The 22,305-nt window shown below is 60.9% G+C and carries 22 protein-coding genes; 7 read left to right on the forward strand and 15 right to left on the reverse strand.

The window, feature by feature from the left end:
- Positions 1-29: 29 nt before the first annotated feature.
- Positions 30-905 carry a glycine betaine ABC transporter substrate-binding protein gene (locus IB279_RS36100; RefSeq protein WP_192341203.1) on the forward strand — a complete coding sequence of 292 codons (876 nt, stop codon included), beginning with the start codon at positions 30-32 and terminating at the stop codon, positions 903-905.
- 78 nt (positions 906-983) lie between these two features.
- Positions 984-1,250, forward strand: a complete 267-nt coding sequence (locus tag IB279_RS36105) for a helix-turn-helix domain-containing protein (RefSeq protein ID WP_226020894.1) — start codon at positions 984-986, stop codon at positions 1,248-1,250.
- Positions 1,251-1,404: 154 nt separating this feature from the next.
- On the opposite strand, the gene IB279_RS36110 is transcribed toward IB279_RS36105, so the two are convergent.
- The 11 genes from IB279_RS36110 to IB279_RS36160 all read right to left on the reverse strand — a co-directional run bounded on the left by IB279_RS36110 (position 1,405) and on the right by IB279_RS36160 (position 14,081).
- On the reverse strand, positions 1,405-2,316 hold the full coding sequence (locus IB279_RS36110; protein WP_192341205.1) for an FAD:protein FMN transferase: 912 nt from the start codon (positions 2,314-2,316) through the stop codon (positions 1,405-1,407).
- A gap of 4 nt (positions 2,317-2,320) precedes the next feature.
- Positions 2,321-2,902 carry a nitrous oxide reductase accessory protein NosL gene (locus tag IB279_RS36115; protein ID WP_034799000.1) on the reverse strand — a complete coding sequence of 194 codons (582 nt, stop codon included), beginning with the start codon at positions 2,900-2,902 and terminating at the stop codon, positions 2,321-2,323.
- Positions 2,899-3,720, reverse strand: coding sequence for an ABC transporter permease (locus tag IB279_RS36120; protein WP_192341207.1), 822 nt, complete (start codon positions 3,718-3,720; stop codon positions 2,899-2,901). The genes IB279_RS36115 and IB279_RS36120 overlap by 4 nt, the downstream gene beginning before the upstream one ends.
- Entirely contained in the window at positions 3,717-4,616 is a 900-nt protein-coding gene (locus IB279_RS36125) for an ABC transporter ATP-binding protein (protein WP_029742713.1), read from the reverse strand. The genes IB279_RS36120 and IB279_RS36125 overlap by 4 nt, the downstream gene beginning before the upstream one ends.
- Positions 4,582-5,910, reverse strand: a complete 1,329-nt coding sequence (locus IB279_RS36130; RefSeq protein ID WP_060530201.1) for a nitrous oxide reductase family maturation protein NosD — start codon at positions 5,908-5,910, stop codon at positions 4,582-4,584. Before IB279_RS36130 ends, IB279_RS36125 begins: the two co-directional genes overlap by 35 nt.
- Before the next feature lie 3 nt (positions 5,911-5,913).
- Positions 5,914-7,842: a TAT-dependent nitrous-oxide reductase gene (gene nosZ, locus IB279_RS36135; RefSeq protein WP_090301425.1), complete on the reverse strand. Its 1,929-nt coding sequence runs from the start codon at positions 7,840-7,842 to the stop codon at positions 5,914-5,916.
- 35 nt (positions 7,843-7,877) lie between these two features.
- Complete coding sequence (locus IB279_RS36140) at positions 7,878-10,037, reverse strand: NosR/NirI family protein (RefSeq protein ID WP_192341210.1); 2,160 nt, start codon at positions 10,035-10,037, stop codon at positions 7,878-7,880.
- A 495-nt stretch (positions 10,038-10,532) separates the two neighbouring features.
- Positions 10,533-11,240, reverse strand: coding sequence for an iron-sulfur cluster repair di-iron protein (gene ric, locus IB279_RS36145; RefSeq protein WP_060520879.1), 708 nt, complete (start codon positions 11,238-11,240; stop codon positions 10,533-10,535).
- 167 nt (positions 11,241-11,407) lie between these two features.
- Entirely contained in the window at positions 11,408-11,737 is a 330-nt protein-coding gene (locus IB279_RS36150; protein ID WP_113293484.1) for a DUF6522 family protein, read from the reverse strand.
- Between the two features lie 458 nt (positions 11,738-12,195).
- Complete coding sequence (locus tag IB279_RS36155; RefSeq protein ID WP_113505015.1) at positions 12,196-13,506, reverse strand: epoxide hydrolase family protein; 1,311 nt, start codon at positions 13,504-13,506, stop codon at positions 12,196-12,198.
- A 134-nt stretch (positions 13,507-13,640) separates the two neighbouring features.
- Positions 13,641-14,081: a VOC family protein gene (locus IB279_RS36160; RefSeq protein ID WP_029742721.1), complete on the reverse strand. Its 441-nt coding sequence runs from the start codon at positions 14,079-14,081 to the stop codon at positions 13,641-13,643.
- Positions 14,082-14,369: 288 nt separating this feature from the next.
- Here IB279_RS36160 and IB279_RS36165 point away from each other — a divergent pair, with 288 nt between their 5' ends.
- Positions 14,370-15,320, forward strand: a complete 951-nt coding sequence (locus tag IB279_RS36165) for an alpha/beta fold hydrolase (RefSeq protein ID WP_113505016.1) — start codon at positions 14,370-14,372, stop codon at positions 15,318-15,320.
- Here IB279_RS36165 and IB279_RS36170 read toward each other — a convergent pair.
- Positions 15,317-16,225: a LysR substrate-binding domain-containing protein gene (locus IB279_RS36170; protein WP_192341212.1), complete on the reverse strand. Its 909-nt coding sequence runs from the start codon at positions 16,223-16,225 to the stop codon at positions 15,317-15,319. The genes IB279_RS36165 and IB279_RS36170 overlap by 4 nt on opposite strands.
- A 121-nt stretch (positions 16,226-16,346) precedes the next feature.
- Positions 16,347-16,886 (reverse strand): Rrf2 family transcriptional regulator, encoded by a 540-nt coding sequence (locus IB279_RS36175; RefSeq protein WP_060603510.1) that lies wholly within the window; start codon positions 16,884-16,886, stop codon positions 16,347-16,349.
- A gap of 270 nt (positions 16,887-17,156) precedes the next feature.
- On the opposite strand from IB279_RS36175, the gene IB279_RS36180 reads away from it, so the two are divergent.
- The 3 genes from IB279_RS36180 (at position 17,157) to IB279_RS36190 (ending at position 19,340) form a co-directional block, all read left to right on the forward strand.
- The gene (locus IB279_RS36180) at positions 17,157-18,365 is read left to right on the forward strand and encodes an NAD(P)/FAD-dependent oxidoreductase (protein WP_113505017.1); all 1,209 of its coding nucleotides are present in this window, start codon (positions 17,157-17,159) and stop codon (positions 18,363-18,365) included.
- 86 nt (positions 18,366-18,451) lie between these two features.
- On the forward strand, positions 18,452-18,862 hold the full coding sequence (locus IB279_RS36185) for a cupin domain-containing protein (RefSeq protein WP_060603394.1): 411 nt from the start codon (positions 18,452-18,454) through the stop codon (positions 18,860-18,862).
- Positions 18,863-18,884: 22 nt separating this feature from the next.
- Positions 18,885-19,340 carry a carboxymuconolactone decarboxylase family protein gene (locus tag IB279_RS36190; protein WP_089046151.1) on the forward strand — a complete coding sequence of 152 codons (456 nt, stop codon included), beginning with the start codon at positions 18,885-18,887 and terminating at the stop codon, positions 19,338-19,340.
- An 85-nt stretch (positions 19,341-19,425) separates the two neighbouring features.
- On the opposite strand, the gene IB279_RS36195 is transcribed toward IB279_RS36190, so the two are convergent.
- Positions 19,426-20,343, reverse strand: coding sequence for a LysR family transcriptional regulator (locus IB279_RS36195; RefSeq protein WP_113505018.1), 918 nt, complete (start codon positions 20,341-20,343; stop codon positions 19,426-19,428).
- Positions 20,344-20,486: 143 nt separating this feature from the next.
- Between IB279_RS36195 and IB279_RS36200 the strand changes: the two genes are divergently transcribed.
- Positions 20,487-21,458: a DMT family transporter gene (locus IB279_RS36200; protein WP_060603507.1), complete on the forward strand. Its 972-nt coding sequence runs from the start codon at positions 20,487-20,489 to the stop codon at positions 21,456-21,458.
- 85 nt (positions 21,459-21,543) lie between these two features.
- Here IB279_RS36200 and dtd read toward each other — a convergent pair whose 3' ends face one another.
- Entirely contained in the window at positions 21,544-21,987 is a 444-nt protein-coding gene (gene dtd, locus IB279_RS36205) for a D-aminoacyl-tRNA deacylase (RefSeq protein WP_034799023.1), read from the reverse strand.
- Positions 21,988-22,305 lie beyond the last annotated feature (318 nt).

Genomic DNA, 22,305 nt, shown 5'->3' on the forward strand with positions numbered 1-22,305 from the left:
GCTTGCAAACGTTCAAGAAAGGAACATCCATGTTCAAGACCCTTGCGACCATCAGCCTTGCGGCCAGCATTGCCGCCGGTACGTTTGGCGCGGCTGCCGCAGAGGAAAAGCCACCCGTCAGGATCGGCTGGGCCGCCTGGTCGGACGCCGAGTTCGTCACCAAGCTCGCCGCAAAACTGATCAAGGACGAGCTCGGCCAGGAGGTCGAACTGGTCCAAACGGACATCGCTCCGCTTTACCAGGGTGTCAGCCGCGGCGACCTCGATGCCATGATGATGGCTTGGCTGCCGGAAACCCACGCCGACTACTTCGCCAAGGTGAAGGACAAGGTAACGACCCTCGGGACCGTTTACGACGGCGCCAGGCTCGGCTGGGTGGTGCCGAAATACATTCCCGAAGACGCCATCGCCTCGATCGACGACCTCAAGAAGGACGATGTGAAGGAGAAGCTCAAGGGCAGGATCGAGGGCATCGATCCCGGCGCGGGCCTTACGCGTCTGTCCGAGCAGGCAGTCAAGAACTACGCGCTCGACGGATACAAGCTGCAGATCTCCAGCGAGGCCGGCATGCTGACGACCATTGACCGGGCGATGCGCAAGAAGGATTGGTTTGTCGCCACGGCCTGGAGCCCGCATTGGATGTTCGGCAAGTACGAGCTTCGCTATGTAGCGGATCCGAAGAACGCGCTCGGCAGGGCCGAACGTGTGGACGTGCTGGCACGCAAGGACATCGAAAAGGACAATCCGGAAGTCTCAGGCCTGCTATCTCGCATGAAGCTGCCGATCGCCGATCTTGAAGCCGCGATGTTTAACGCCCAGCAGACCTCCTACGAAAAGGCTGTCGACCAGTACATCGCGGATCACCCCGACCAGATCAAAGCCTGGCTCGCCAAGGACGGTGGCTAAGCTCTGCCACTCGCGTCCACAACCGACGCCCGCGATCTCGTTGCGGGCGTACCTCCCGACAGAAGGATCATCGACATCATGAACGACATGCTTGCACCCCGCGCCACGGCCGACGCCACCGACGACACGATCGGTGGCCGCATTTCGCTTGCCCGCGATGCCATCAAGCTTTCGATCGAAGAGATATCCGCAATCGCGGGTGTTACCGAAGAGACCTGGATCAGCTGGGAAAATGACCGCGCAGAACCGAGGGCCAACCGCCTCGACATGATGGCCGGCATCCTGCAGGTCAACATCGCCTGGCTTCTCGATGGGCGCGGAACAGGACCAGTGGAGGCGAGGTAGTCCGCAAGGACTGCCCGTTCGGCGCGCTCAGGAAGAACACCAACACCGTCACAGGCGATCGTCGCTGCGGTCGCAGCCGCCTACCTTTCGCCGATCGGGGCCGAGACGGATCCGACCCTTCTCAAGCCCCGATGACGTTCCTTGGTCGCCCACCTTAAACGGAGACAGCTTCCAGGCGGACGCCGTCAAAACGCGCGTTCATCGCAACGATCGATCCGGCATCAGGCATCAGGCATGCAGCCGTCGCCAGCGCGTCGGCGATGGCAGCGGACGGTGCCGACACCGAGACAGAGCGCCAGTTTGCTGGCGCGGGCATTCCGGTCAGGGGGTCGAGAATATGTCCGTCTCTGGCTGCTTGATCGAAGGTCGTGCCGAGAGGGGCGGAGGTGGCGACCGCTCGCTGGCGCAGCGGCAGGCGCTGGCCTGATTCCAGTCGGACGGGCCATCCGCCGCCGCCCGGTCGTCCCCCGAGCGCACGGAACTCGCCGGTATCGATCAGAATGTCCGTCAGTCCCTCAGCTTCAAGCATTGCTGCTACGCGGTCGGCGACATACCCCTGGCCGATGCCGTTCAACGTCAGCGCCATGCCCGGATGCAACGTGATCGCTGCTGCATCGAGCTTGACCTTGCCCCAGCCGACGTTGCCACGCACGCGATCAACGTCCGCCGGGCCGGGTCGCGTGCCGTTTGCAGCCGATTGAGCCCAGAGCGTCCAGAGCGGCTGTACCGTCGGATCGAAGCGCCCGCCGCATGCCAGGTGGACTGCGTTGGCCAGCGACAGACATTCCAAAAGCTCGAATGGCGGGTCTTGAAGATGACCGTCGCGGTTCAGCCGGCAAAGCGCGCTGTTGGCACGGTAGAGGCTAAGGATGTTTTCCAGACGGTCGATCTCCGCCATGACCCTGGAGACGATCGTCTCGGCCTCGGGATGCGCAATCCGGATCGAGGCACGAGCGCCAAGAGCCTGACCTGTCCAGAAGCGGGTTGCCGCGCTGGCGTGGGCGATGGCGGGCGCCGTTGCGAGAACTGCAGAAATTGCAATCAAGCGGCGTCGGGTCAGCAGCATGGGGTCAACCTCCGGCTGGATGGGGCAATGCGCGCAGACGGCCGAGATAGTCTTCGTCGTCCGCTCGCGGTTCCGAGCCGGTCTCCACCGGCGTCAAAACCATGGCATCGGTAATATCGGCGAGCGCAAGCACCTGGCCGCCCTCGGCAAGAACGAAGGCCGCAGCCTCGTCGCGGCTTGAAAACGGCACGGCTTCGGGCGCACCCATGCCGCCTCGCCGGGCAGAGCCGACCACGTAGAACGCCTTGTCGGCGGCGATCCAGTTGCCGTCACCGGGCTGGTCCCACGTTGCCCCCGCAGCCCCCATGTCATTGACATAGATGACGAGGATCGGCGCAATTTGCTCCGGCCCACGCGCATAGGCGATCGCATCGCGCACCTGACTGAAGAAGAGCGGCGCCGGGCTTCCTTCCAGAAAGATCTGGGCCTTCGGGCCGGGGTGCTCCAGAAGGTTCATCTGGCAGTAATGACCGAGGGTCTCGGGCGTCATGTCCTGCGGCACGATGCTTTGGGCGACGTCCTCCTTGCAGGCGGAAAGCAGCGCCAGAGCGGCCGCGAAGAGCACGAAGCGAAGTCGGGTCCTCATGGGGTCACCTTTCGGAAGGCTGCGGCGGCAAGGGCTATGGCGGCGAGTGGCCAGGCGAGAAGGGAGGTTGCCGATTGCCAGAGCGGGATCGTGCCGGCGGCGCCACCCAGTCCGCCTGCGGCAGAAACGGCCTGTGCGGCCGAGAGGTTAAAGACGCGAAAGGCGTCGGCAGGGTTGGCAAGCAGCGCAACGGGCAATGCGTGTGTAGTGAAGGCACCACCTCCATCCGTCACGATCAACGCCAACAGGGCGAGGTCGTAGAGCACCACCGCCACCAGCCAGAGCGCGATGGCCAAGCCCGCCGCCCCCGACGGCCGTCGCGCCAAAGCCGAAAGCGCATAGCCGGTGCCAAGAAAGGTCGCACCCAGCAGCACCGAGGACCAGATCAGCCGCCATAGGGCGCCAAGCCCCGCGGTTGCTCCAGGATCGAACCAGACGGCTGCGAGCGCCGCCGCGCCGTAGCCAAGCGTCACGGCAAGACCGAGGATTGCGAGATGCGCCAGAAGTTTGCCGAGCAGAATCTGCAGGCGCGAGACGGGATAGGTGAGAAGCAGTGGCAGCGTGCCGCGTTCCACCTCGCCAGCCACCGCATCGAAACTCATCAGCAATGCCAAAAGCGGAACCAGATAGACCGCAAGCGAAGTGAGCGAGGCGACCGTTACGGAGAGCCGGTCGACGCCGACATCGCCCGTCGGGGCAGAGCCGGCGGCGGCCAGCACCAGGGCGAACAGCACCATCATGCCGGTGGCGATAGAGACCCAACGATTGCGCAAAGCGATACGGAATTCGCTGACGGCGGTGGCAAGGATGCGGTTCATTGCCCGTCCCTCCGGCTGAAGTGGCTGTAGATGTCCTCGAGGCTGGGCGGGATGACATCGAGATCGGCAATGGCGCTCCCAAGCGCCGCAATGCGGGCAAGGAGCGGCAGTTTTTCCGACTGCGAACCGCGAAGGCGCAAGAGACCGTCCTCCCCTTCCACACCCTCGGGAAAGGTCGCTGCCAGCGCCGACGCATGACCAGGTGCGGGGCGAACGGAAAAGGCGACCGGAAGTGCCGCGCGGGTGCGAAGATCGGCAAGCGTACCTTCTGCCACCAGTTCCCCACCGGAAAGGATGAGGATGCTGTCGGTGCGGGCCTCCACCTCGGTCAATACGTGGGAGGAGAGCAGGATGGCGGTTCCTTCTGCGGCCAACCCGTCGAGCAGGTCATAGAAGTCCCGTCGCGACACCGGGTCGAGGCCCGAGGTCGGTTCGTCCAGCACCAGGAGACGGGGGCGGCCGATCAGCGTCTGGGCCAGACCCACCCGCTGGCGCATGCCCTTGGAATAGGTACCGATCCGACGCCGCGCCGCGTGGCCAAGTCCGACCCTCGCAAGAAGCTCCGTGGCCTGCTTCGGGTTTTCGCCACGCAGTGCGAGATAGTGGCGAAGCTGTTCTTCTCCCGTCAAAGCCGGGTGAAAGGCGACATTTTCCGGCAGATACGCCACCTGGGTCCGCGCGGCGGGCGAACCGGGCGCCGAGCCGCAAACCGAAACCTCGCCGCTGTCGAAGGGGATGAGGCCAAGCACGATCTTCATCATCGTCGACTTGCCGGCACCGTTATGGCCGAGCAGTGCCGCGCGCCGTCCCGGCTCCAGCGCAAGGGAAACGGACTTGAGCGCTTCCACCGATTGGAAGCGCTTAGTGAGCCTGGAGATTGTCAACGTCGGTGTCATCGTAATTTCCTTCAGTCCAGCGCCCTGCGGCCTCGGCCTCATAGGCAAGGATTTCGAGCGGGACAGGGATGGTCAGGGGGCGCATCAGCGGCGCGCTGTCGCGCACGCCTCCAGGCAGCGTGGCGGGAAAATCCCGCTGGCTCCAGCGAACGATCTGCACGGCCGGCGAGCCGGTGAGCAGGCTTGCCGCGGGCTGCGACCAGAGGATCTGGTCCATCAGGTCGTTGGGGCGGTAGAAACTGTCGGCAATGCCGTCGCCGTTGAGGTCGAAGGCCGGATGATCGGACCAGAAATTGCCCCGGCCTTCATGGCTCCATTCCATATTGCGGGTGCCGACATATTTGACCTGCTCGCGGTTGGCGATGAAGGCGTTGCCTGTCAGCACATTCTTTTCCGAACCGGCGGTGAAATGTATGCCAATGCCGCAGCTCTCGAAGCGATTTCCCCAGACCAGGTTCTTGTGGGCGTTGTAGATGAACAGGCATTTCTTCGTGCCCCCGCGCACCAGATTGCCTGACACGTCGGCATTGTTGGCATAGTTCAGCATCAGCCCATGCTCGCGGTCGCCAAGGCTGAGATTGTTCAGGATCTTCGCGCGGTTGGAGAACATGATCGCAAAGCCCAGATGGTTTCCGATCGAGATGTTGTCGGAAACCTCGGTGTTGCGGGTGTACATGAAGTGCACGGCAAAGCGCAGGTCGCGCATGATGTTGCGGCGATAGATGCTGTCGGCGCTGGCGTTCGAAAAGATGCCGTCGCGACCGTAGCGGATAATATTGTCTTGAAGCAGCGTACCCGGGCTGTTCCAGACATAGATGCCGTTACCGCGCTCGTTCATGCGGGCGCTGCGCGTGCCGGTGATCTCGTTTCCGGAGACAATCGTGTCGCGGCCGCCATGGACGTCGATGCCGTGCATGTTGTCGGTGACGAGCAGCTTTTCGACACGGGCGCGATCGGCGCCTTGAACGATTTTGACCCCGGCGTCGAGATCCTGGTTGATGCGACCCGAACCGGTGACGGTGAACCCCGTCAAGGTGACGTCCGACGCGGCAATCGTCACCACGCTACCCTGCTTAAGCCCATTCACCACCGCTCCGCGCGGACCGGTGATGGTCAGTGGTCGGTCGATGGTGACGGGGCCGTCATAGGCCCCGTCGGTCAACACCAGCACATCGCCGGGTTGAGCCCCGGCGATGGCTGCGGCAAGACTGCCCGCACCCGGCACGACTGCGCGCTCCGCCGCTAAGAGCGGAGAGGCGAGAAGAAAGCCGATCAGGAGAACGGACAGCCGCATCGATCAGGCGCCCTTCGGTTCCACGAACATGCGGCCGCGCATTTCCATGTGCAGGGCATGGCAGAACCATTGGCAATAGTACCAGTAGACGCCAGGATTGGCCGCAACGAAGGTAACGGAGCTCGTCTGTTGTGGGCCGACCTCCATCGCCACGCCGTGATTTCCCATGGTGAAGCCATGGGTAAGGTCATCGATCTCGTCGAGATTGGTGACGATGACCGTGACTTCGTCGCCCTCCTTCACCGTAAAGCTCGGCTGGCTGAAGCTGGGTGCGACCGAGGTCATGTAGACGCGAACCTTGTTGCCGTCGCGGATCACGGCCTCGGTCCATTCGTCGATGTCGACCTCATCGGCCTCGGCCTGCTTGCGGGTTTCGGCCCACAGCGGATCCTTGCGATCCCAGACCGAGCGGATGTTCGGCAGGATCGAGGGGGAGACGGCGATGGCGTCATGCGGCTCGGCGAAGGTCGGGCCGTCATGGACCAGCACCATCTTGTCACCGGAAATGTCGATCAACTGATCGTTTTCCGGCTTCAGCGGGCCGACATTCAGGAACCGGTCCTTGGAGAATTTGCACAGGCAAACGAGCCAGTCGTTGGCGGCATCGAGCGTTTCACCCATCACCGTCTTCAAGTGGCCGGGTTGATACTGAACGTCGAGCTTGTCCTTGATCGGGTTGATCTTCTCACCGGCGTAGGCGCGGATGGCCTCATCGATGTTCCACTTTACCACCTGGCTGTCGAGGAACAGCGAGGTATAGGCGTTGCCGCGCCCGTCGAAGGCGGTGTGCAATGGGCCAAGGCCCAGTTCCGGTTCCGCAACCACCGCGCTGCGCGGCTCGGCATTGTCGTAAAACAGGGCATCGAACTTCGTCACGTCCAGCACGGTGACGGTTGGCGAAAGCTTGCCGGCAACGCACAGATGCTTCCTGTCCGGCGCCATGTTGCAGCCGTGCGGGTTGTTGGCGATCGGGATGTAGCGCGTGAAGAGCGACTTTGCTTCCTTACGCCCGTCCACCACCTTGACGCCGTTGATCTCCTCATATTGGCCGGCCTTAATGGCCTTCTCGATTTCGGCGATGTTGAAGACGACGATATGATCCATCTCGGACTTGGTCATCTCTTCCAGCGTCATGCCCATTTCCGAGTTGTAGCTGGTGGAGAACGCCCACTTGCCCTCGTAGTCGGCATCGCAATTGTCGAGGTTGCCCGAGACCTTCACCTGCCAGGCCACTTCCCACTTGTCGGCATCGACGGCGGTGAAGATGTTCACGTAGGTCGCCACGTCCGTCATCGTCGAGCCGTCGTTGACGAGCGGGGCCTCGTCCTCGCCGTTGCAGAACACATAGTTTGAACGCGGCCATTTCTGCGGACGCATGCCGTGGATGCCCTTGGCGTTGGGGATCTCCAGGATGGCGTCGGTCTTCATCACGTCGCAGCGCACGCGCGCCACGCGCGTATTGGCCTTGTCGTTCATGAACAGGTAGCGGCCGTCATATTTGCCGTCGGTGAAGGACATATGGACGTGATGCAGGTCGCCGTTGTCGTGGATTTTCTTGCCGTTGGCGGCAAGCTGCTTCTTCGTCTTTTCCGTCATCGTGCGCTGATGGATCCGGATCGATTCATTGGTCTGCCCCCAACCGGTGGCCGAGCAACGGTTGAACACCGGCACGCGCATCAGTTCGCGCATCGAGGGAATGCCGAGAATGCGCATCTCGCCGGTCTGACCGGAGGACCAGAAGCCGTAGTAGTCGTCGAGCTTGCCCGGTGCGACCGAGCCGTCGGCGCTCGTGGCCGCACGGGCCGGTGTCGCCAATCCTGCAGCGCCGAGGCTGAGTGCGGCCGGCCCTACAGTGCCCGCCAGAATGGCGCTGCCTGCAGTCGCGCTGAAAAGTGCTCGCCGGCTTAGTCCCTTGTGTTCCTTTGATTCCATGATCTGGTTCCTTTTTGCTTGAACCTTGGCTTCGATTAAACTTTGGCTGCGGGTTGATGGGTCGGCACGCCGCCCGGGCTTGCCGCAAGCTTCGCCCGCGACTTCATCTTCTTGATCACGACGGGGCAGACGGTTTCGGACTGGTAGAGCACCTGGCAGTGCAGGCAGTTGATGCACTCGTTCGGATTGATCTCGCCGGTCCGGTGGATCGCCTGCACCGGACATTGGTGGGCGCAGGTCTGGCAGGGGTTGCCGCATTCATGGTAGCGCTTGAGCCAGTCGAACATGCGTATGCGCGCAGGGATCGCGAGCGCCGCACCGAGCGGGCAGAGGTAGCGGCAATAGAACCTCTCGACGAAGAGCCCGGCGACGAGAAGTGCTGTGGCATAGGCCACGAACGGCCAGGCGCGGATGAACTTCAGGATGATCGCTGTCTTGAATGGCTCGATCTCGGCCAGATGCTCTGCCTGCTCGACGCTCATCAGAGAGACCCCGAAAAGGCCGAGGAAGATCATGTATTTGATCGGCCAGAGCCGCTCGTGCAGGCCCCATGGCAATGTCCATTGCGGGATACGCAGCTTGCGTGCGATCTGGTTGGTCAGCTCCTGCAGTGCGCCGAAGGGGCAGAGCCAGCCGCAATAGGCTCCTCGTCCCCAGAACAGGAGTGCCGCGGCAACGGCAAACCACAGGATGAAGGTGAGCGGATCGAGCAGGAAAGCCTGCCAGCTGAACCCGTTGACGAGACTGCCGAAGAGCGCCATCAGATTGACGACAGAAAGCTGCGCGTTGGCATACCAGCCAAGAAAGACCAGCGTTACTGTCAGGAAGATGATGCGAAAGATGTAGAACGCTCGCGCGTTCCTGACCGCATAGGTCTGGAAGAAGAACACGCCCGTCAGCACGACCAACATGGCGCCGAGCACGACAATCTTCAGCTTCGAGTCGTCCCAGATGCGTTTCCACAGGTCGGACTGTGCAGTCCCCTCGTCACGATCAGCAACGGCTGCAACGTCCTTCATCGGTGGTGGCACGACAGCACGCAGATACTTCTGCGGAAGCTGGTAACCCAGATCGAAGGTATGAAAGACTTTTTCGACCGGTCCAACCTCACGTTGGGCCAGGAGCTGTATGCGGAAAGGTTTTGTCGGGTCGAAGCCGAGGCCTGCTTTAATGCGGAACAGGTCCATCTCGTTGTATTCCGGCGCACCGGCAAGCGAGATTGCGCCCAGGCGACGGTGGTCGCGATCACGAAAGCGAACGGAAACATCGTCCTGGATCAGCACGATGCGATCAAAGATGCCGCCGCGCACATAGCCTGATCCCTTGAAGGAATAGAGCCCGCGTCCGACCACGGCGATCGCGTGTTCGCCTTCGCCAAGCCAAGCCTGAAGGTTTTTCTCTTCGGCTGCCCCGAGAAAGGCCTTGCCGATGGAAGGGACCGAGACCAGTGCCGCCTGCATCTCGATGAATGTCGTTTCCGGCGCTTGCGCAATCGCGCGCTCGCGGGCGCGCTCATCGGGATGGGCGGCGAAAGCAGCATTGACCTGCGCAACGTCGAGCGACAGGCGGCGCAGCGTGCCGTCACCTTCTGCCTCGACCCAGTCGGCCGGCGCGGTAGCCGCGGGATCGATTTCGAAGCGCGGGCCGGCATTGTCCGCTTCCGGTGTCAATCCGCCAAGCCCGAGCGCGCGCGCAACCTTTAGCCCGGACCGGACGATCGAATCGTCGATGACCATGACGGTCACCGTCGCGCCCGAGATGATATCTACCTCGTGGGTCGTACCGCCGGATTTCGCCTCGGCGACGAGATCAAGGCCTGCGTAGCCGGCAACAAGCGCCTTCACCTTGGCGTCGGGAACGCCGATGAGGACGATGGGTTCCGAATGTTTCACCAGCCGGACGCCGACGATCTTCGCATCCTTGTCCACCGCCACGAGCGTATGGATGGGTTTGCCGGAATAGCCGGTCGTTCCGACGAAATCCGAGGTCACGAAAACCCACGCCACCGTCTGACCGCCCTTCAGCACCGGGGCCGCCGCCACATCATCACGCACAGCGCCAAAACCGTCCGCTCCTGGCACAAGATCGGAGGCTGTGGTGGTCGGCAAAAACTCCTGAAGCACCGATGCTGCGCTGGCGGATACAGCGCCCCACAGGCTGAGGCAGAGAAGAAGGACAAGACGGAAGAGTTTCATTCCAGGGTGTTTTCCCGCAAATCGTTGCCGGAGCATTGAAACTTTGGCGCGGGACATTCTTTGATCTAGCTCAAACAAAGACAGCTTCGTTGATTGCAATCCTTGATTGTCGCATGTCGTGCACGGATTGATGCTCAGGTGGAGCTGGGGAAAGGACTTCGCGTCAAGCCGGCGGCCGACCGGCGCAAGAACAATACCTTTGAAGTCGGATCGCCCGGCCCGTGGCCTGCCCTCCCCGCGATATCTGCCAGGGGACGGCAGGCAGCCCGCCACCCACAACTACTGCGCGTCGTGCGAACAAGTTCCGCCCTGTGAGCTCGGCTCGCGAAGAGCAAATTGATCGCCGCGGTGCCTCGTGGGGGCACGTCGGCGCCAGCTCAAAACAGTGAAAGTGTGCCCGGCGCTAAGCGCCGGGTAGGGTTGCGTGCAAAGAGATGTGTGAAGCTCCGCCTCCTCCCGTTGGGCAAAGCGATGCCGGAAAGACCTGTCAGGGCCTCACCCCGCGGAACGCGCTGCTGGCGAGAGAGCGGAACCCTCAAATGCATCAATGCCAGCGAACCGCGGAAACAGAACGCTGTTTTCCAGATGCATATGTGTAACGAGATCGTCGCAGAATTTTTGAACTCCGACATAGAGCGCCGTCCAGGACCTGCAGGCCCCGTCCGGAAGCGTAAAACCATGCGTCAAATGCTCGATCACGGCGAGGCTCCGGCTCTCGCATGCATGATCGTCCCGCATGCCGGCAATCAGATGTCGGATGTCCGGATCGGGCTCATGGCGCATCATCGGAAAGAGCGCAAGCTCTTCCCGCGCCATGTGGGGAAGAAGGTGGTCCTTGAGCTCGGCCAGCGCGTCGGCAAGACCAAGTGGCGCGGAGCGATGAGCACCGTGGACGTGCTCCACCTTTTGGGCAAGCGGGATCAACCATTCCAGATCGGTGCGGTGGGTCTGGTGATAACGCTCCAGAATATGAGCGATAAGCTCGCCTGTAGCATCCGGAGCCTCGCGTCTTGCGGCAAGCTCCAACGCCTGAAGCCGATCGAGCAGATCAGCGGCCTCTATGCCGGCATCCGCGGCCGCTTGCGCAAGCGGTACATCGCCACCACAGCAAAATCCGATACCGTGCTGTCTGAAGAGTTCCGCGGCACCGGGAAGCTCGCACGCAATCACTCCGACGGCTGTGTCCAATGTGTATTCGGTCAATGTGCTCTCCTTGGCGCCTAAAAGGTCATGATCCGCAATCGATTTCAAAGCGGGGCGATCCATGATCGTTGTTCAAGGGAGAAGCTGGGGCAGTTCTTCCGATCGTTCTTTGTCGAAACGCAACTTTATTCCGGAAGGATCGCAATCGTTGAAGATCTGAATGACCGCTAAGGGCCCTTGCCGCTGGTGCCGTGGCGACGGCGCCAGTTCGCCAAGCGCTCGCGATCGAACGTGAAGACTTCATCGATCACCGTACCATCGGAAGATACGGTTGCATTCCAGAGACGCCCGCCGCACCGAAGCGTCAACCGGAATGTGCCCAGGTGCTCCCCTTGACCGATCTCAACCTGGCTCTTGACTTCTCCCCGGCCGACGCGATTTCTGAGCTCAGTCGGGGGCAGACGCAGCGCCGACGACATGGTCGCCGCCGGCACGGAGAAATCGCCACTGGCGTCGCGCTCGACGCGCAAAACTCGTCGGTTTGTCAGTGTCAGCATAGAGCTTTTCTTTCGGATGACGTGTCGTCCCTCGCGCGCGGATGAGGCCGCGTCAGACGGTCCCGTGATGCCTCAAGGCGAACGCTAAGAAGATCGAGCAAAAAGCCGTCGTCAATGCCAGCAGCCGGGATGCTGGCAAACAGTTCAGCAACCTCAATCGTGCAATCGCATAACGTTAGATCCCTCTGTTCCATCTCGACCATGATTTGAGCCCTCCAATGTGCTCGATCCGCGAAACCCGGCTGCTCCTTGCTAGATGTTTGGCGTCAGGCCTCGTTGCGCTAACGCAAGCTTTCGACGCGGTCGTCAAATTCCTCGCCATCATCGACATCCCGGTATCGCATCGGATCAAGCACGTCGGCTACTGACTACTCGACTTAAGTATTCTGCCGCAAAGCCGATACCGATGCCGGCTCCGCGCGGAGCTTGCTTGGTCTCTTGGAATGGCGATCCGTCGTCTAAAAGCGCATAGACTTGAAACCTGCTCTGATCTCCTCGACGAAGATTTCGGGCTCCTCCCAGGCGGCGAAGTGCCCACCCTTTAAGGCGCGGTTGTAGTAGACGAGCTTTGGATAAGCCTTTGACAGCCATTGTCTCGGTGGCCGATAGACCTCGCCCGGAAAGACGGTGACGGCCACAGGAACCTTGGCTGGCGTGAGCTTCGCGCCTGCCTTGACGTTCTCCCAATAGATACGTCCGCTTGAGGGCCCTGAGTTGGTCAGCCAATACAAGGTGATGTTGTCGAGGATGGCGTCCTTGCCGAGCGCCTGTTCCGCATCGCCACGCGTGAACACCCAGTCGGCGATCTTGTCCAAGAGCCAGGCTGCAAGTCCCACCGGTGAATCGGCAAGGCCGTAGCCGATCGTTTCCGGGCGCGTACTGAGGATCGAGGCGTAGCCGAAACCATTGTTCAGGAAGTCGCGAGCCTCGTCGAAAACCTTCTTTTCATCGGCAGACATGGTCTCGGGAGCCGGCCCGCCGTTCTTCAACGCCTTGGCAGCGTCCGCTGGAAGCGTCGTCGAACGCTCCACCCTGTTGACGTGGATGCCAAGCAGTCCGGCTGGCGCCTGACGCGCCAGGGCATCGCTGATGATTGCGCCCCAATCACCGCCTTGCGAGACATAGCTGTTATAGCCGAGTCGCTTCATGAGGGCGTCCCAGGCACGGGCGATCCGTTGCGCCTCCCAACCGGTCGTGTCTGGTTTTTGCGAAAAGCCGAAGCCTGGTATTGAAGGGATGACGAGATGGAAGGCGTCTTCGGCCTTGCCGCCATGTGCAGTCGGATCCGTCAGCGGATCAATGACGTCAAGCAGTTCAAAGATCGAACCCGGCCACCCGTGGGTCATAATCAGCGGAAGAGCGTTCTCATGGCGGGAGCGTACGTGGATGAAATGGATGTCGAGCCCGTCGATCTTCGTCAGGAATTGGGGAAACGCGTTCAGCTTGCGCTCTGCCCGGCGCCAATCATAGGAGGACTGCCAATACTGCGCGAGTTCACGAAGCTTGCGCTGCTGGACGCCCTGGGACCGATCCGAGACGGTCGCGCTGTCCGGCCAACGGGTTGCGACCAGGCGCCTTCTGAGGTCAATGAGGGCATTTTCAGGAATGTCGACGTTGAATGGTTGGATGGCATCGCCCGTCGCCGTCGTGTTCACGGCTGCGATGCCGGTTCTGGGCAGCACCGCGGCGGATACACCGATCGCAGCGCCCCGAAACAGAAACGAGCGTCGCGTGAGCGGCCCGTCACCAGCCTTGTTTTCCAGGTTCATTTCAAAAAACTCCTGTCCGCTAATCCAGAAGGCGCATTGGAGAGATCCGCGCAGAGCTCTTGTTCAAAAGATGCGCGGAAACAGGTCGAGCGGGGGGCTCGCTCCGCGCGACGGCCCCCGCACTCCATTGATCATCAAACCTCGTCGGGGCCTTTGCGGTAGACGAGAAACTTGTTGCCTTCGGGATCTCGGAAATAGGCACAATAGGGGTCACCGCCGTCCGGGCCTCTCGGACCGGGAGCACCCTCGTCGGAACCTCCTGCTTCCAGTGCCGTGGCATGAGCCTGATCGACCTGGGCTCGAGAGCGCGCTTCAAAGGCGACCATGGTGCCATTGCCGGCAACCGCTGTCTCTCCGTTGAAGGGCTTCGTCACACCGAATTCGAGGGTACGGTGGCCGTAATAGACAGCGCGTCCGGGCTGGACGAGCACGCGGCCGATGCCAAAGACGGCAAGGAGCTTGTCATAATAAGCCGCTGCGGCATCGAGGTCGTTCGTGCCGACGGTAGAGTGGCCGGCGAGCGCTCTTGTCTTTTCCGCGATCTCCTTGTGCGGGGAGGCCGTGATGTCGTTCATTTTCCTCAGTCCTTTCGTCGCGAGTGACGGTCTCGTCTCGCTGCTTCGTTCGGGATCGTCGCTAAACCCGGCGATCCATGAATGACGGGAATCTACGGATCGCACCTGCTGCCCGGTACTGAGCAAATCTGAGAGCCATCCTCTCGCTTGAATGCACTGGCGTCCACTCGAGAGCGAATTTGCCCGAGTTCAAGAGGGTGCCTCTCAAATACTGCATCTGCCGACGGACTGCTCGATGCCCGATGCTCTGGTCACACTCACCATTCAGAGACCGGAAGGACTAAAGACATGGCATCGCTCAAGACCGTCGTCGCAACAGCTTCTGCGATCATGGCATCGACCGCACCAGGACACGCGGGCCCAATCGGCTCCGCAACGGCCCTGAAAATCGACTTCATCACGATCGACGAGAACATAACGCTCCGACGAATGGTTTCCCGTCAGGGCAATCCGAACGGCACGGTTCTCTTCCTGCACGGCTTTCCCGAGACGCTGGGCGTCTGGGCGAAGATCACGGAAACTATGGGCGCACAGTACGAAGTGCATGCGTTCGATTGGCCTGGCTATGGCCAGTCGTCGCGCCCTTCCCGGGAGCGGTTCTCCTATTCACCAAGAGACTACGCCAAGGTTCTCAAAGCCTATATCGACAGATCGGGCATCGACCGATCGAATTTGGTGATCTACGCCTCGGACATCGGCAGTCTTCCCGCTCTGCTTCTTGCACTGGAAGAACCGACGGTCGCGAAGAAGATCATCGTCGGCGACTTTGCGCCGTTCAACAGGCCGCATTGGATGTACGAGAGCCTTCAAAATCTGAAGGCCGAACCGACGGCAACACCAACGCGCGCCTATATGAACAAGACAAGCGACGAGATCTTGGAGAACGTACATCGGCGTGGCCTTGCACCGGAAAACCAGTTCGACTTGCCGTCCGAGGTGCAATCGGACATGAAGGAATCCTGGATGCGCGACGGTGTGACGACAGCCGACGCCTTCGCATTCTATTACGCCCACTTCACGCGGGATGAAGATTATCTTGAGGCCAATCTGTCTAGGCTCAAGACCCCGATCAAGGTGATCTGGGGCGAAAAGGACATCTACATCAAACCGGAGATGGGCAAGGAGTTCGCCGATCGAACCGGTTCGAAATTCGCCGTTCTAAAGGGTGTTGGCCACTTCCCCCACCTTCAGGATCCGTCACGAACAGTCGACGAAGTTCGCCGCGCCTTCGCCGACTAGGCCTTCAAGGCCTCACTCCGCCCGAAGACAGTGCGAAGGCGAGGCAGGGCCCAGTCAATGAAGGAGCGCACCTTCAACGTGAGCATGCCCTGACCGGAATAGACGATGTGGATCGGTCTCGACGCGCCGTCGAAACCCTCCAGAACCGGCACGAGGGCGCCTGACGACAACTCGTCCGGGATCTGGTAATCGAACAAGCGGGCGATGCCGGCTCCGCCGACCGCCGCGGCCACGCAATTGGCCGCGGTATTCACCTCAAGACGATTGCGGGGAACGGCCTCCATCGGGCGGCCGTCGACATCGAACGTCCAGAAGAACGTCCGCCTGTTGAAGAGTATTCCGTCATGGCCTTCAAGATCGCCCGGATGCGTCGGCACACCCCGGCGCTCAAGATATGCCGGGCTGGCGCAGGTCAGCAGGCGAAACTCTCCGGCCTTGACCGCATAGAGCGAACTGTCCGCGAGGTCGCCGAGACGAATGGCGATATCGACCTGCTCTTCGACAAGATGGACCGTTCTGTCGAGCGAAATGAGGTTCAGCGATACCTCCGGGTGCCTCTCCAAATAACCAAGGGTGATCGGCATGATATAGCGGGCGCCGAACTCGACCGGTACGGTGATCGTCAGCGTGCCGCGCGGTGTCTGGTATTCGCCCGACGCTCGCCGCTCCGCCTCCTCCAGATCGCCCATGATCTTTCGGGCCGCCTCGACATATTCCCGGCCCGCATCGGTGAGTTGAAGGTTGCGGCTGGTGCGCACGATGAGGCTCGCCCCCAGGTACCGTTCGAGTTCGGCAACCTTGCGACTGACGCTTGGCAGCGGAGCATTCAATTTCCTGCTTCCTGCGGAGATGCTGCCGGCATCAACGACTGCGAGCAGCATTTTCATTGCTTCGAAGCGATCCATGATACCCCCGCCAACTCTCTTGACGCTGATTGCGCGCTACGGCGTCTCTTGGCCTCCGCCGCGAGACAAAGCGCTCAGAACGCGCGGACAACAAGAGAGAGTATCTTTTTACGGCGCTCTGTCACTTGGCTCCTGCCGAGGCGCCGCGGCGCCGGCGTTGTGGCGTGCGCGCCGCAAGCCAATCCTTTACCTGGCCCGCATGCTCCTTGGGCGCTTTAGAGGCAGCACGTCCGGCAATCGCTGCTAGTGTGTGGCTTGCCATGACCTCTCGTGCCCGCTTCTCCGCTTCGATCATCACAGCATGAATGGAACAGACGCCGTCCTTTGCCCAGGCTGGGGTGCTGTCTGCGAAAAGCGCACATTGTCCTCGGATTTCCTTGCATTCAAACAGCGCTTTGCGCCCGTCGACTGCCTCAATGACGTCGAGTGCAGTGATGTCGGACGCGGGGCGTGCAAGGGCAAAGCCGCCACCAATTCCCTCGCGTGCAATGACTATGCCCGCCTTCTGGAGTTTCGTGAAAAGCTTCGCAACGTATTCGGCGGGTATTTTCTGGAGTTCGGCAAGATCGCGCGCACTCGCCGGCTGGCCCAACTCCTCCGCGTCAATAAGCAGGAGGAGACTGTGTAGAGCGTATTCGACGCCTGCGCTTACGTGAGCCATGGAACACCAAAACAGCGACAAATATAGTCGGAGATAACATCGAACACGCGTTTCAGCAAGGATTGATGCGTGTTCGCCCTGTTGACACTGCGTCAACGAAAGAGGCTGCAATTATCGTTGCCCATTTACTCCGACTAAGTTAGTCGTAGTTATTCGATGACATTTGCGATTGTCGCGGAAACCGTCTTGATCGGAGACACCATCAAAATGGCAATCGTCTTGGGACTGGGCCTTTCCAGTCGACGGCGAAGCCTTGTCTGAGGAAATGAAATGCGTGAACGAATTCTGATTATCGGCGCTGGCTTTGCCGGAATGTGGTCGGCACTCGGCGCCATGCGGCTACTGGACCAGCAAGGAAAGGCGGACGGATCCGTCGAAGTTGCCGTGATTGCACCGCAGCCCGAGCTCCACGTTCGCCCTCGCCTTTACGAAAAGAACGCGGCCCAAATGAAGGCGCCCCTGTCAGAGATATTCGCCAATGCAGGCGTACGCTTTATCAAGGGCTATGCAACCGGCATTTCGACGACAGACAACGTCGTCACCTATCAGGATGGAGATGGTCGGCATAGCACGATCACCTACAGCAAACTGGTCCTTGCAACGGGCAGCGTCCTCTTCCGCCCGGACATTCCCGGGCTCGACCACGCCTTTAATGTCGACCAGCTTGCCGATGCAGCCAAGCTCGAGGATCACATTTCCGACCTGGGTCGGCTTCCCGAAACCCATGCCCGCAACACTGTCGTCATCGCTGGCGGCGGGTTTACCGGCATCGAAACGGCAGCCGAAATGCCGCATCGTTTGCGCGCCGCACTTAGAGACACCGCCAAGATCCGCGTCGTCATCGTTGAGCGAGGCCCTGCGATCGGACCAGATCTAGGCCCCGGCCCCCGCCCAGTTATCGAGCAGGCCCTCTTGGAATTGGGTGTCGAAACCTATCTGCGCGCGCCGATCGTCGCCATCGATGAGAGCGGCGTGAGCCTGTCGACCGGAGAACGCATCGAGGCGGCCACGGTTATCTGGACGGCTGGCGCCCGCGCCAACCCGATCACCAGTCAGATCGACGCGAACAAGGACTCGTTCGGACGGCTTCACGTCGACCGGAATCTCAAGGTCATTGGACAAGAAAACGTCTTTGCAACGGGCGACGTTGCCTGTGCCGCGACGGACGATCTCGGAAACCGAACGATGATGAGCTGTCAGCACGCCCAGAACCTCGGGCGCTCGTCCGGTCACAACGTCGCCGCTGATCTCCTGGGCGTCGCTCCGATCCCCTACAGCCAGGAGAAGTATGTTACCTGCCTCGACCTCGGTCCATGGGGCGCCGTTTACACCGAGGGCTGGGACCGCCAGATCAAGCTGTCCGGCGCCGAAGCCAAAAAGTTGAAGACGACGATCAACACCACGTGGATCTATCCCCCGATTGCCGATCGCACGACGGCGCTCGCGGCCGCGGACCCGCTGCGTATCGTTGTCGCCTGATGATCTTTCGCTAAGGCGAGCCCGTCGCCCCGCCCCCAATCGCGTGCGGGCTCGCTTATTCCAGTTCTCATCACGGAGTTACCACCATGAAAGCTCGAAAATTCCTGGCCGCCATATCGCTTGCAATCGCTTCGGCAATGCCCGCGGCTGCGCATGATCCGGGCGACGTCGTTACGCCCCACTTTGCGAAAGAAATACCCAACATACCGGGCAAGACCCTGACGACGCTGATCGTTGATTATCCTCCCGGCGGTACGTCAGCCCCTCACAGCCACGCAAAATCGTCCTTCATCTTTGCCTACGTTCTCTCAGGAGAAATAGAATCCAAGGTGAACGATGGTCCGACGCAGACCTACCGCGCTGGCGAGAGCTGGTACGAGCCTCCGGCGTCCAGGCATCTCGTTAGCCGCAATGCCAGCAAGACCAAGTCGGCAAAGCTGCTCGCGGTCTTTGTCGCCGACAGCGACGAAAAAGAACTGACCACTCCCATCCGATAAGACCAGCCCAAGGAGCAAACGAATGAGCAAACGTCTCGACTACAATCAGATCGCACCTGCCGGCGTCAAAGCGCTCGGCGGCGTCTATGGCTACATCCTGCAAAGCGGACTTCCCGCCGCGCTGGTCGAACTGGTCTATCTGCGCATCTCGCAGATCAATAATTGCGCCTACTGCCTCGACATGCACACCCGCGAACTGCTGAAGAAGGGGCAGCAGATCGAGAAGATCGCCTTGGTGCAAGCCTGGAAGGAGGCTGGCAATCTGTTCGATGGTCGTGAAAAAGCTGCCCTTGCCTGGGCCGAAACCGTAACACGCGTCGCTGAGACGGGCGTGCCCGACGAAGCCTTTGAGGCTGCAAGCGCCGTGTTCTCCGAGCGCGAACTCACGGATCTCACGATCGCGATCGGCCTGATGAATGCCTACAATCGCATGGCCATAAGTTTCCGCAATACACCACAGGCAGCCCTAGACAACTAGGCACTCTGGTCTGGGGGCGTGATCAAAGCACGTCCCCAGTTCGTTATCGGCATGGGCCCCAGAGAGGTGAAATTGGCCCGATGCGTCACTTCACCTGCAGTTGTTCCGAATCCCGACCGGAAAGTGCGCGCTGGCCTTGCTTCACGATCGTCTCGAGGAAATCGCCAACAACACGAATGCGTTTGGTGTCGCGGACCCCTTCATGAACGACAAGCCAAATGGCTTCCTCCTGCCTGCAAAGGTCGGGTTTGACGCGGACAAGTCCCTCGTCTGTGTCCGCGAGGATGCATGGCAATACGCCAAGGCCGTTGCCGGCCTTCATCGCGAGCACCTGCGCCTGCATCGTATCGACCGTCAGGTTGGCGGCGCCGCTTTCGACCCACGAGCGCAGGGTCTTGGGCAGGACAAGGAACGACAGGGGATCGCCCCACGAAATCAGCCGATGGCCGGTAATCGGCAAGTGATCTTCCCGGATCGGGTGGCTTTCAAGATAGGCTTTCGACGCGTAGAGACCGAACGCGATCGTGCCGATCCGGCGTACCACATAGTTGCCCTGTTCAGGGCGGCAGAGCCGAAGGCCGATATCCGTCTCTCGCTGTGGAATCTGGGCGAAGGACGTGGCGTTGACCGAAACGCCCAACGAAAGATCGGGATAGGCTTCCTGCAAAGCAGGCAGGTTTGGCATCAGCAGGTGATGTGCGAGCGTGTCGACGGTGATAATCCTAACCGCCCCCGAGACGCGCCCGTCCTGGCCGCAGAAGCTGCCTTCCAGTTCGCGCATGGCAGTTTCAATCGCCGTTGCTTTCTCGACCATCGCCCGGCCTGCGTCAGTGAGCTCGTAGCCGTCCGGCCGGCGCTCGAACAGGCGCGTCTTCAGAGCGTATTCCAGGGTCTCTATCCGTCGCGCCACCGTCGAAGCGCTCGCTTTCACTTCACGCGCAGCGCCGGTGAGGCCGCCCTGGCGTGTCACTGCAAGGAAGTAGCGGACATCGTTCCAGTTCATGTTTCTATTTTTCGAAAACCCTCTTGCGAACTTATGCGTCGAAGCGCGTGAAGGGAAGGATTATCCCTTTAAGGATCGTGGAAACGGAGCTTGGCAACGAAAAATCGGCAAAGCTCGATCAGAACTCTGAGGCTATGCTCATGATGAACAGGCAGTTTTCGGTCGGCGTGTTTGCCGCGCTCTTTGCAGCCTTTGCCTTCTCCCTCAATTTCGTCGTGCCGTTCATAATCGGCGACTTCTCCACGTTCGACTTTGCTCTTATCCGGCATGTGGTCTCGGCGACGGTTGGGGTCTTCATTCTGTTTTCAGAACGTAAGACGGCATTGCGCCACCTGACGTTCCAAAACGCCATGGCTGCCACGGGATTGGCCTTCATCGGCTATGTCGGCTACTTCCTGACGGTAACGGGAGCGGCAATCTACGCCGGCCCGGTCATTGCGCCTGCCTTCCTTGGCCTGGTTCCGATTGTGCTTGCCGTCATTGGAAACCGGGGTCAGGCGTCACTGCCATGGCGCTTCTTGATGACACCGCTTGCACTGGTGGCGATCGGTCTCGTGCTGGTCAACGGCACGGCGTTCACCGCAGATAGTCTCGGTTCCGTTCGCTCGCTTTGGATTGGTATTCCGCTTGCTCTGGCCGCGGTCGGTCTATGGGTATGGTTCGCGATCGCCAATCAGGCAGCGCTCGCAATCCGCCCGGCGATGCCGTCGGGCATATGGTCCGCATTGATCCTGATCGGCGGTGGTCTCCAGATGCTGGTTTTCTACCCGGTCGGTGCGGCAATGGACCTTTTCCAGCTTCCGATGCTCGGTTTCGGTTGGGAAGCCGCCGGCTCCCTCTATCTATGGGGAACGTCGCTGGCACTGATGGCGACCGTGTGCGGGGTGTGGGCTTGGAATGTCGCGTCGAGGACGCTTCCTGTTGCGCTCGCGGCACAGCTGATCGTGTCCGAAACGGCCTTCGGCGTAATTGGCGGACTTGTTGTCCATGCACGTTGGCCAACGATGATGGAGGCAGCCGGCGTCGCGGTACTCATCGCTGGTGTCGTTCTTGCCATTCGCGTGTTCTACGGTCAGCAGGCCCAAATGAACGAGGCCATCGCGCAGCCATCCTGACGCTCGCGCGATGCGCTACCCCTGGTCATGGAGACCTCGGTCGGCCGCTTTTCTTTGATGCGCGTCCTCGCGCACTCCAAACCGATCAACCGGCCGCCGTATCTAACCAGATCGTTACAGGACCATCATTGGCCAGTTCCACCCGCATGTCCGCGCCGAAGACGCCATTCGCAACAGCAACGCCAAGGGTCGAGACTTGTGCAGAGAAATGCTCATAGAGGCGTTTACCCTCCTGCGGCGGCGCGGCCGTAGAAAAGCCTGGCCGGTTGCCTTTCGTCTCTGCGGCCAGGGTAAACTGGCTGACGACGAGCGCTGAGCCGCCCACGTCGACCAGGGAACGGTTCATGCGATCCTGATCGTCCCTGAAGATGCGCAGGTTGACGATCTTGCGCGCCAGCCATTCGCTTTCCTTCTCGGTGTCGCCCTTCATCGCACACACGAGCACCAACAGGCCGCTGGCGATTTCTCCCGTGACCGCGCCGTCTACCGTGACACGCGCAGATGAAACGCGCTGGACAAGTGCTCTCATGGCAAGGAATCTCCCTATGGCTTGCCGGCGTTTATCCACTCCGAGGCGATCGCAATCAAGCTCTATGCGACCCGACAGCAACCGTCTGGACGAGGTCGTCAGACCTGGTCGAACGATGGGCAGACCTGGCGGCGCTCGCTACCGTGCCTGAAGGGGGTAGCATTTTCACGCGGTGGAATGGCCGTGGACGACGGCGAGCTACCACGTTTGATCGCGACCGTCGTTGGGCTTGTCGGATCATACGCAATGTTGAGGCAATCCGGGCGCTGTGATCTCGCCAATCAACGGAAGATTGGCGAAGGCCGGTGCTCGGCATGA

It is taken from the genome of Ensifer sp. ENS06, from assembly GCF_014852205.1.
Classification (GTDB): Bacteria; Pseudomonadota; Alphaproteobacteria; order Rhizobiales; family Rhizobiaceae; genus Ensifer; species Ensifer adhaerens.

Excerpts from the sequence above, each read along its gene's own strand:
- IB279_RS36100 (WP_192341203.1), top strand. The coding sequence starts at position 30 with ATGTTCAAGACCCTTGCGACCATCAGCCTTGCGGCCAGCATTGCCGCC.
- IB279_RS36105 (WP_226020894.1), top strand. The coding sequence starts at position 984 with ATGAACGACATGCTTGCACCCCGCGCCACGGCCGACGCCACCGACGAC.
- IB279_RS36110 (WP_192341205.1), bottom strand. The coding sequence starts at position 2,316 with ATGCTGCTGACCCGACGCCGCTTGATTGCAATTTCTGCAGTTCTCGCA.
- IB279_RS36115 (WP_034799000.1), bottom strand. The coding sequence starts at position 2,902 with ATGAGGACCCGACTTCGCTTCGTGCTCTTCGCGGCCGCTCTGGCGCTG.
- IB279_RS36120 (WP_192341207.1), bottom strand. The coding sequence starts at position 3,720 with ATGAACCGCATCCTTGCCACCGCCGTCAGCGAATTCCGTATCGCTTTG.
- IB279_RS36125 (WP_029742713.1), bottom strand. The coding sequence starts at position 4,616 with ATGACACCGACGTTGACAATCTCCAGGCTCACTAAGCGCTTCCAATCG.
- IB279_RS36130 (WP_060530201.1), bottom strand. The coding sequence starts at position 5,910 with ATGCGGCTGTCCGTTCTCCTGATCGGCTTTCTTCTCGCCTCTCCGCTC.
- nosZ (WP_090301425.1), bottom strand. The coding sequence starts at position 7,842 with ATGGAATCAAAGGAACACAAGGGACTAAGCCGGCGAGCACTTTTCAGC.
- IB279_RS36140 (WP_192341210.1), bottom strand. The coding sequence starts at position 10,037 with ATGAAACTCTTCCGTCTTGTCCTTCTTCTCTGCCTCAGCCTGTGGGGC.
- IB279_RS36150 (WP_113293484.1), bottom strand. The coding sequence starts at position 11,737 with ATGCTGACACTGACAAACCGACGAGTTTTGCGCGTCGAGCGCGACGCC.
- IB279_RS36155 (WP_113505015.1), bottom strand. The coding sequence starts at position 13,506 with ATGAACCTGGAAAACAAGGCTGGTGACGGGCCGCTCACGCGACGCTCG.
- IB279_RS36160 (WP_029742721.1), bottom strand. The coding sequence starts at position 14,081 with ATGAACGACATCACGGCCTCCCCGCACAAGGAGATCGCGGAAAAGACA.
- IB279_RS36165 (WP_113505016.1), top strand. The coding sequence starts at position 14,370 with ATGGCATCGCTCAAGACCGTCGTCGCAACAGCTTCTGCGATCATGGCA.
- IB279_RS36170 (WP_192341212.1), bottom strand. The coding sequence starts at position 16,225 with ATGGATCGCTTCGAAGCAATGAAAATGCTGCTCGCAGTCGTTGATGCC.
- IB279_RS36175 (WP_060603510.1), bottom strand. The coding sequence starts at position 16,886 with ATGGCTCACGTAAGCGCAGGCGTCGAATACGCTCTACACAGTCTCCTC.
- IB279_RS36180 (WP_113505017.1), top strand. The coding sequence starts at position 17,157 with ATGCGTGAACGAATTCTGATTATCGGCGCTGGCTTTGCCGGAATGTGG.
- IB279_RS36185 (WP_060603394.1), top strand. The coding sequence starts at position 18,452 with ATGAAAGCTCGAAAATTCCTGGCCGCCATATCGCTTGCAATCGCTTCG.
- IB279_RS36190 (WP_089046151.1), top strand. The coding sequence starts at position 18,885 with ATGAGCAAACGTCTCGACTACAATCAGATCGCACCTGCCGGCGTCAAA.
- IB279_RS36195 (WP_113505018.1), bottom strand. The coding sequence starts at position 20,343 with ATGAACTGGAACGATGTCCGCTACTTCCTTGCAGTGACACGCCAGGGC.
- IB279_RS36200 (WP_060603507.1), top strand. The coding sequence starts at position 20,487 with ATGAACAGGCAGTTTTCGGTCGGCGTGTTTGCCGCGCTCTTTGCAGCC.
- dtd (WP_034799023.1), bottom strand. The coding sequence starts at position 21,987 with ATGAGAGCACTTGTCCAGCGCGTTTCATCTGCGCGTGTCACGGTAGAC.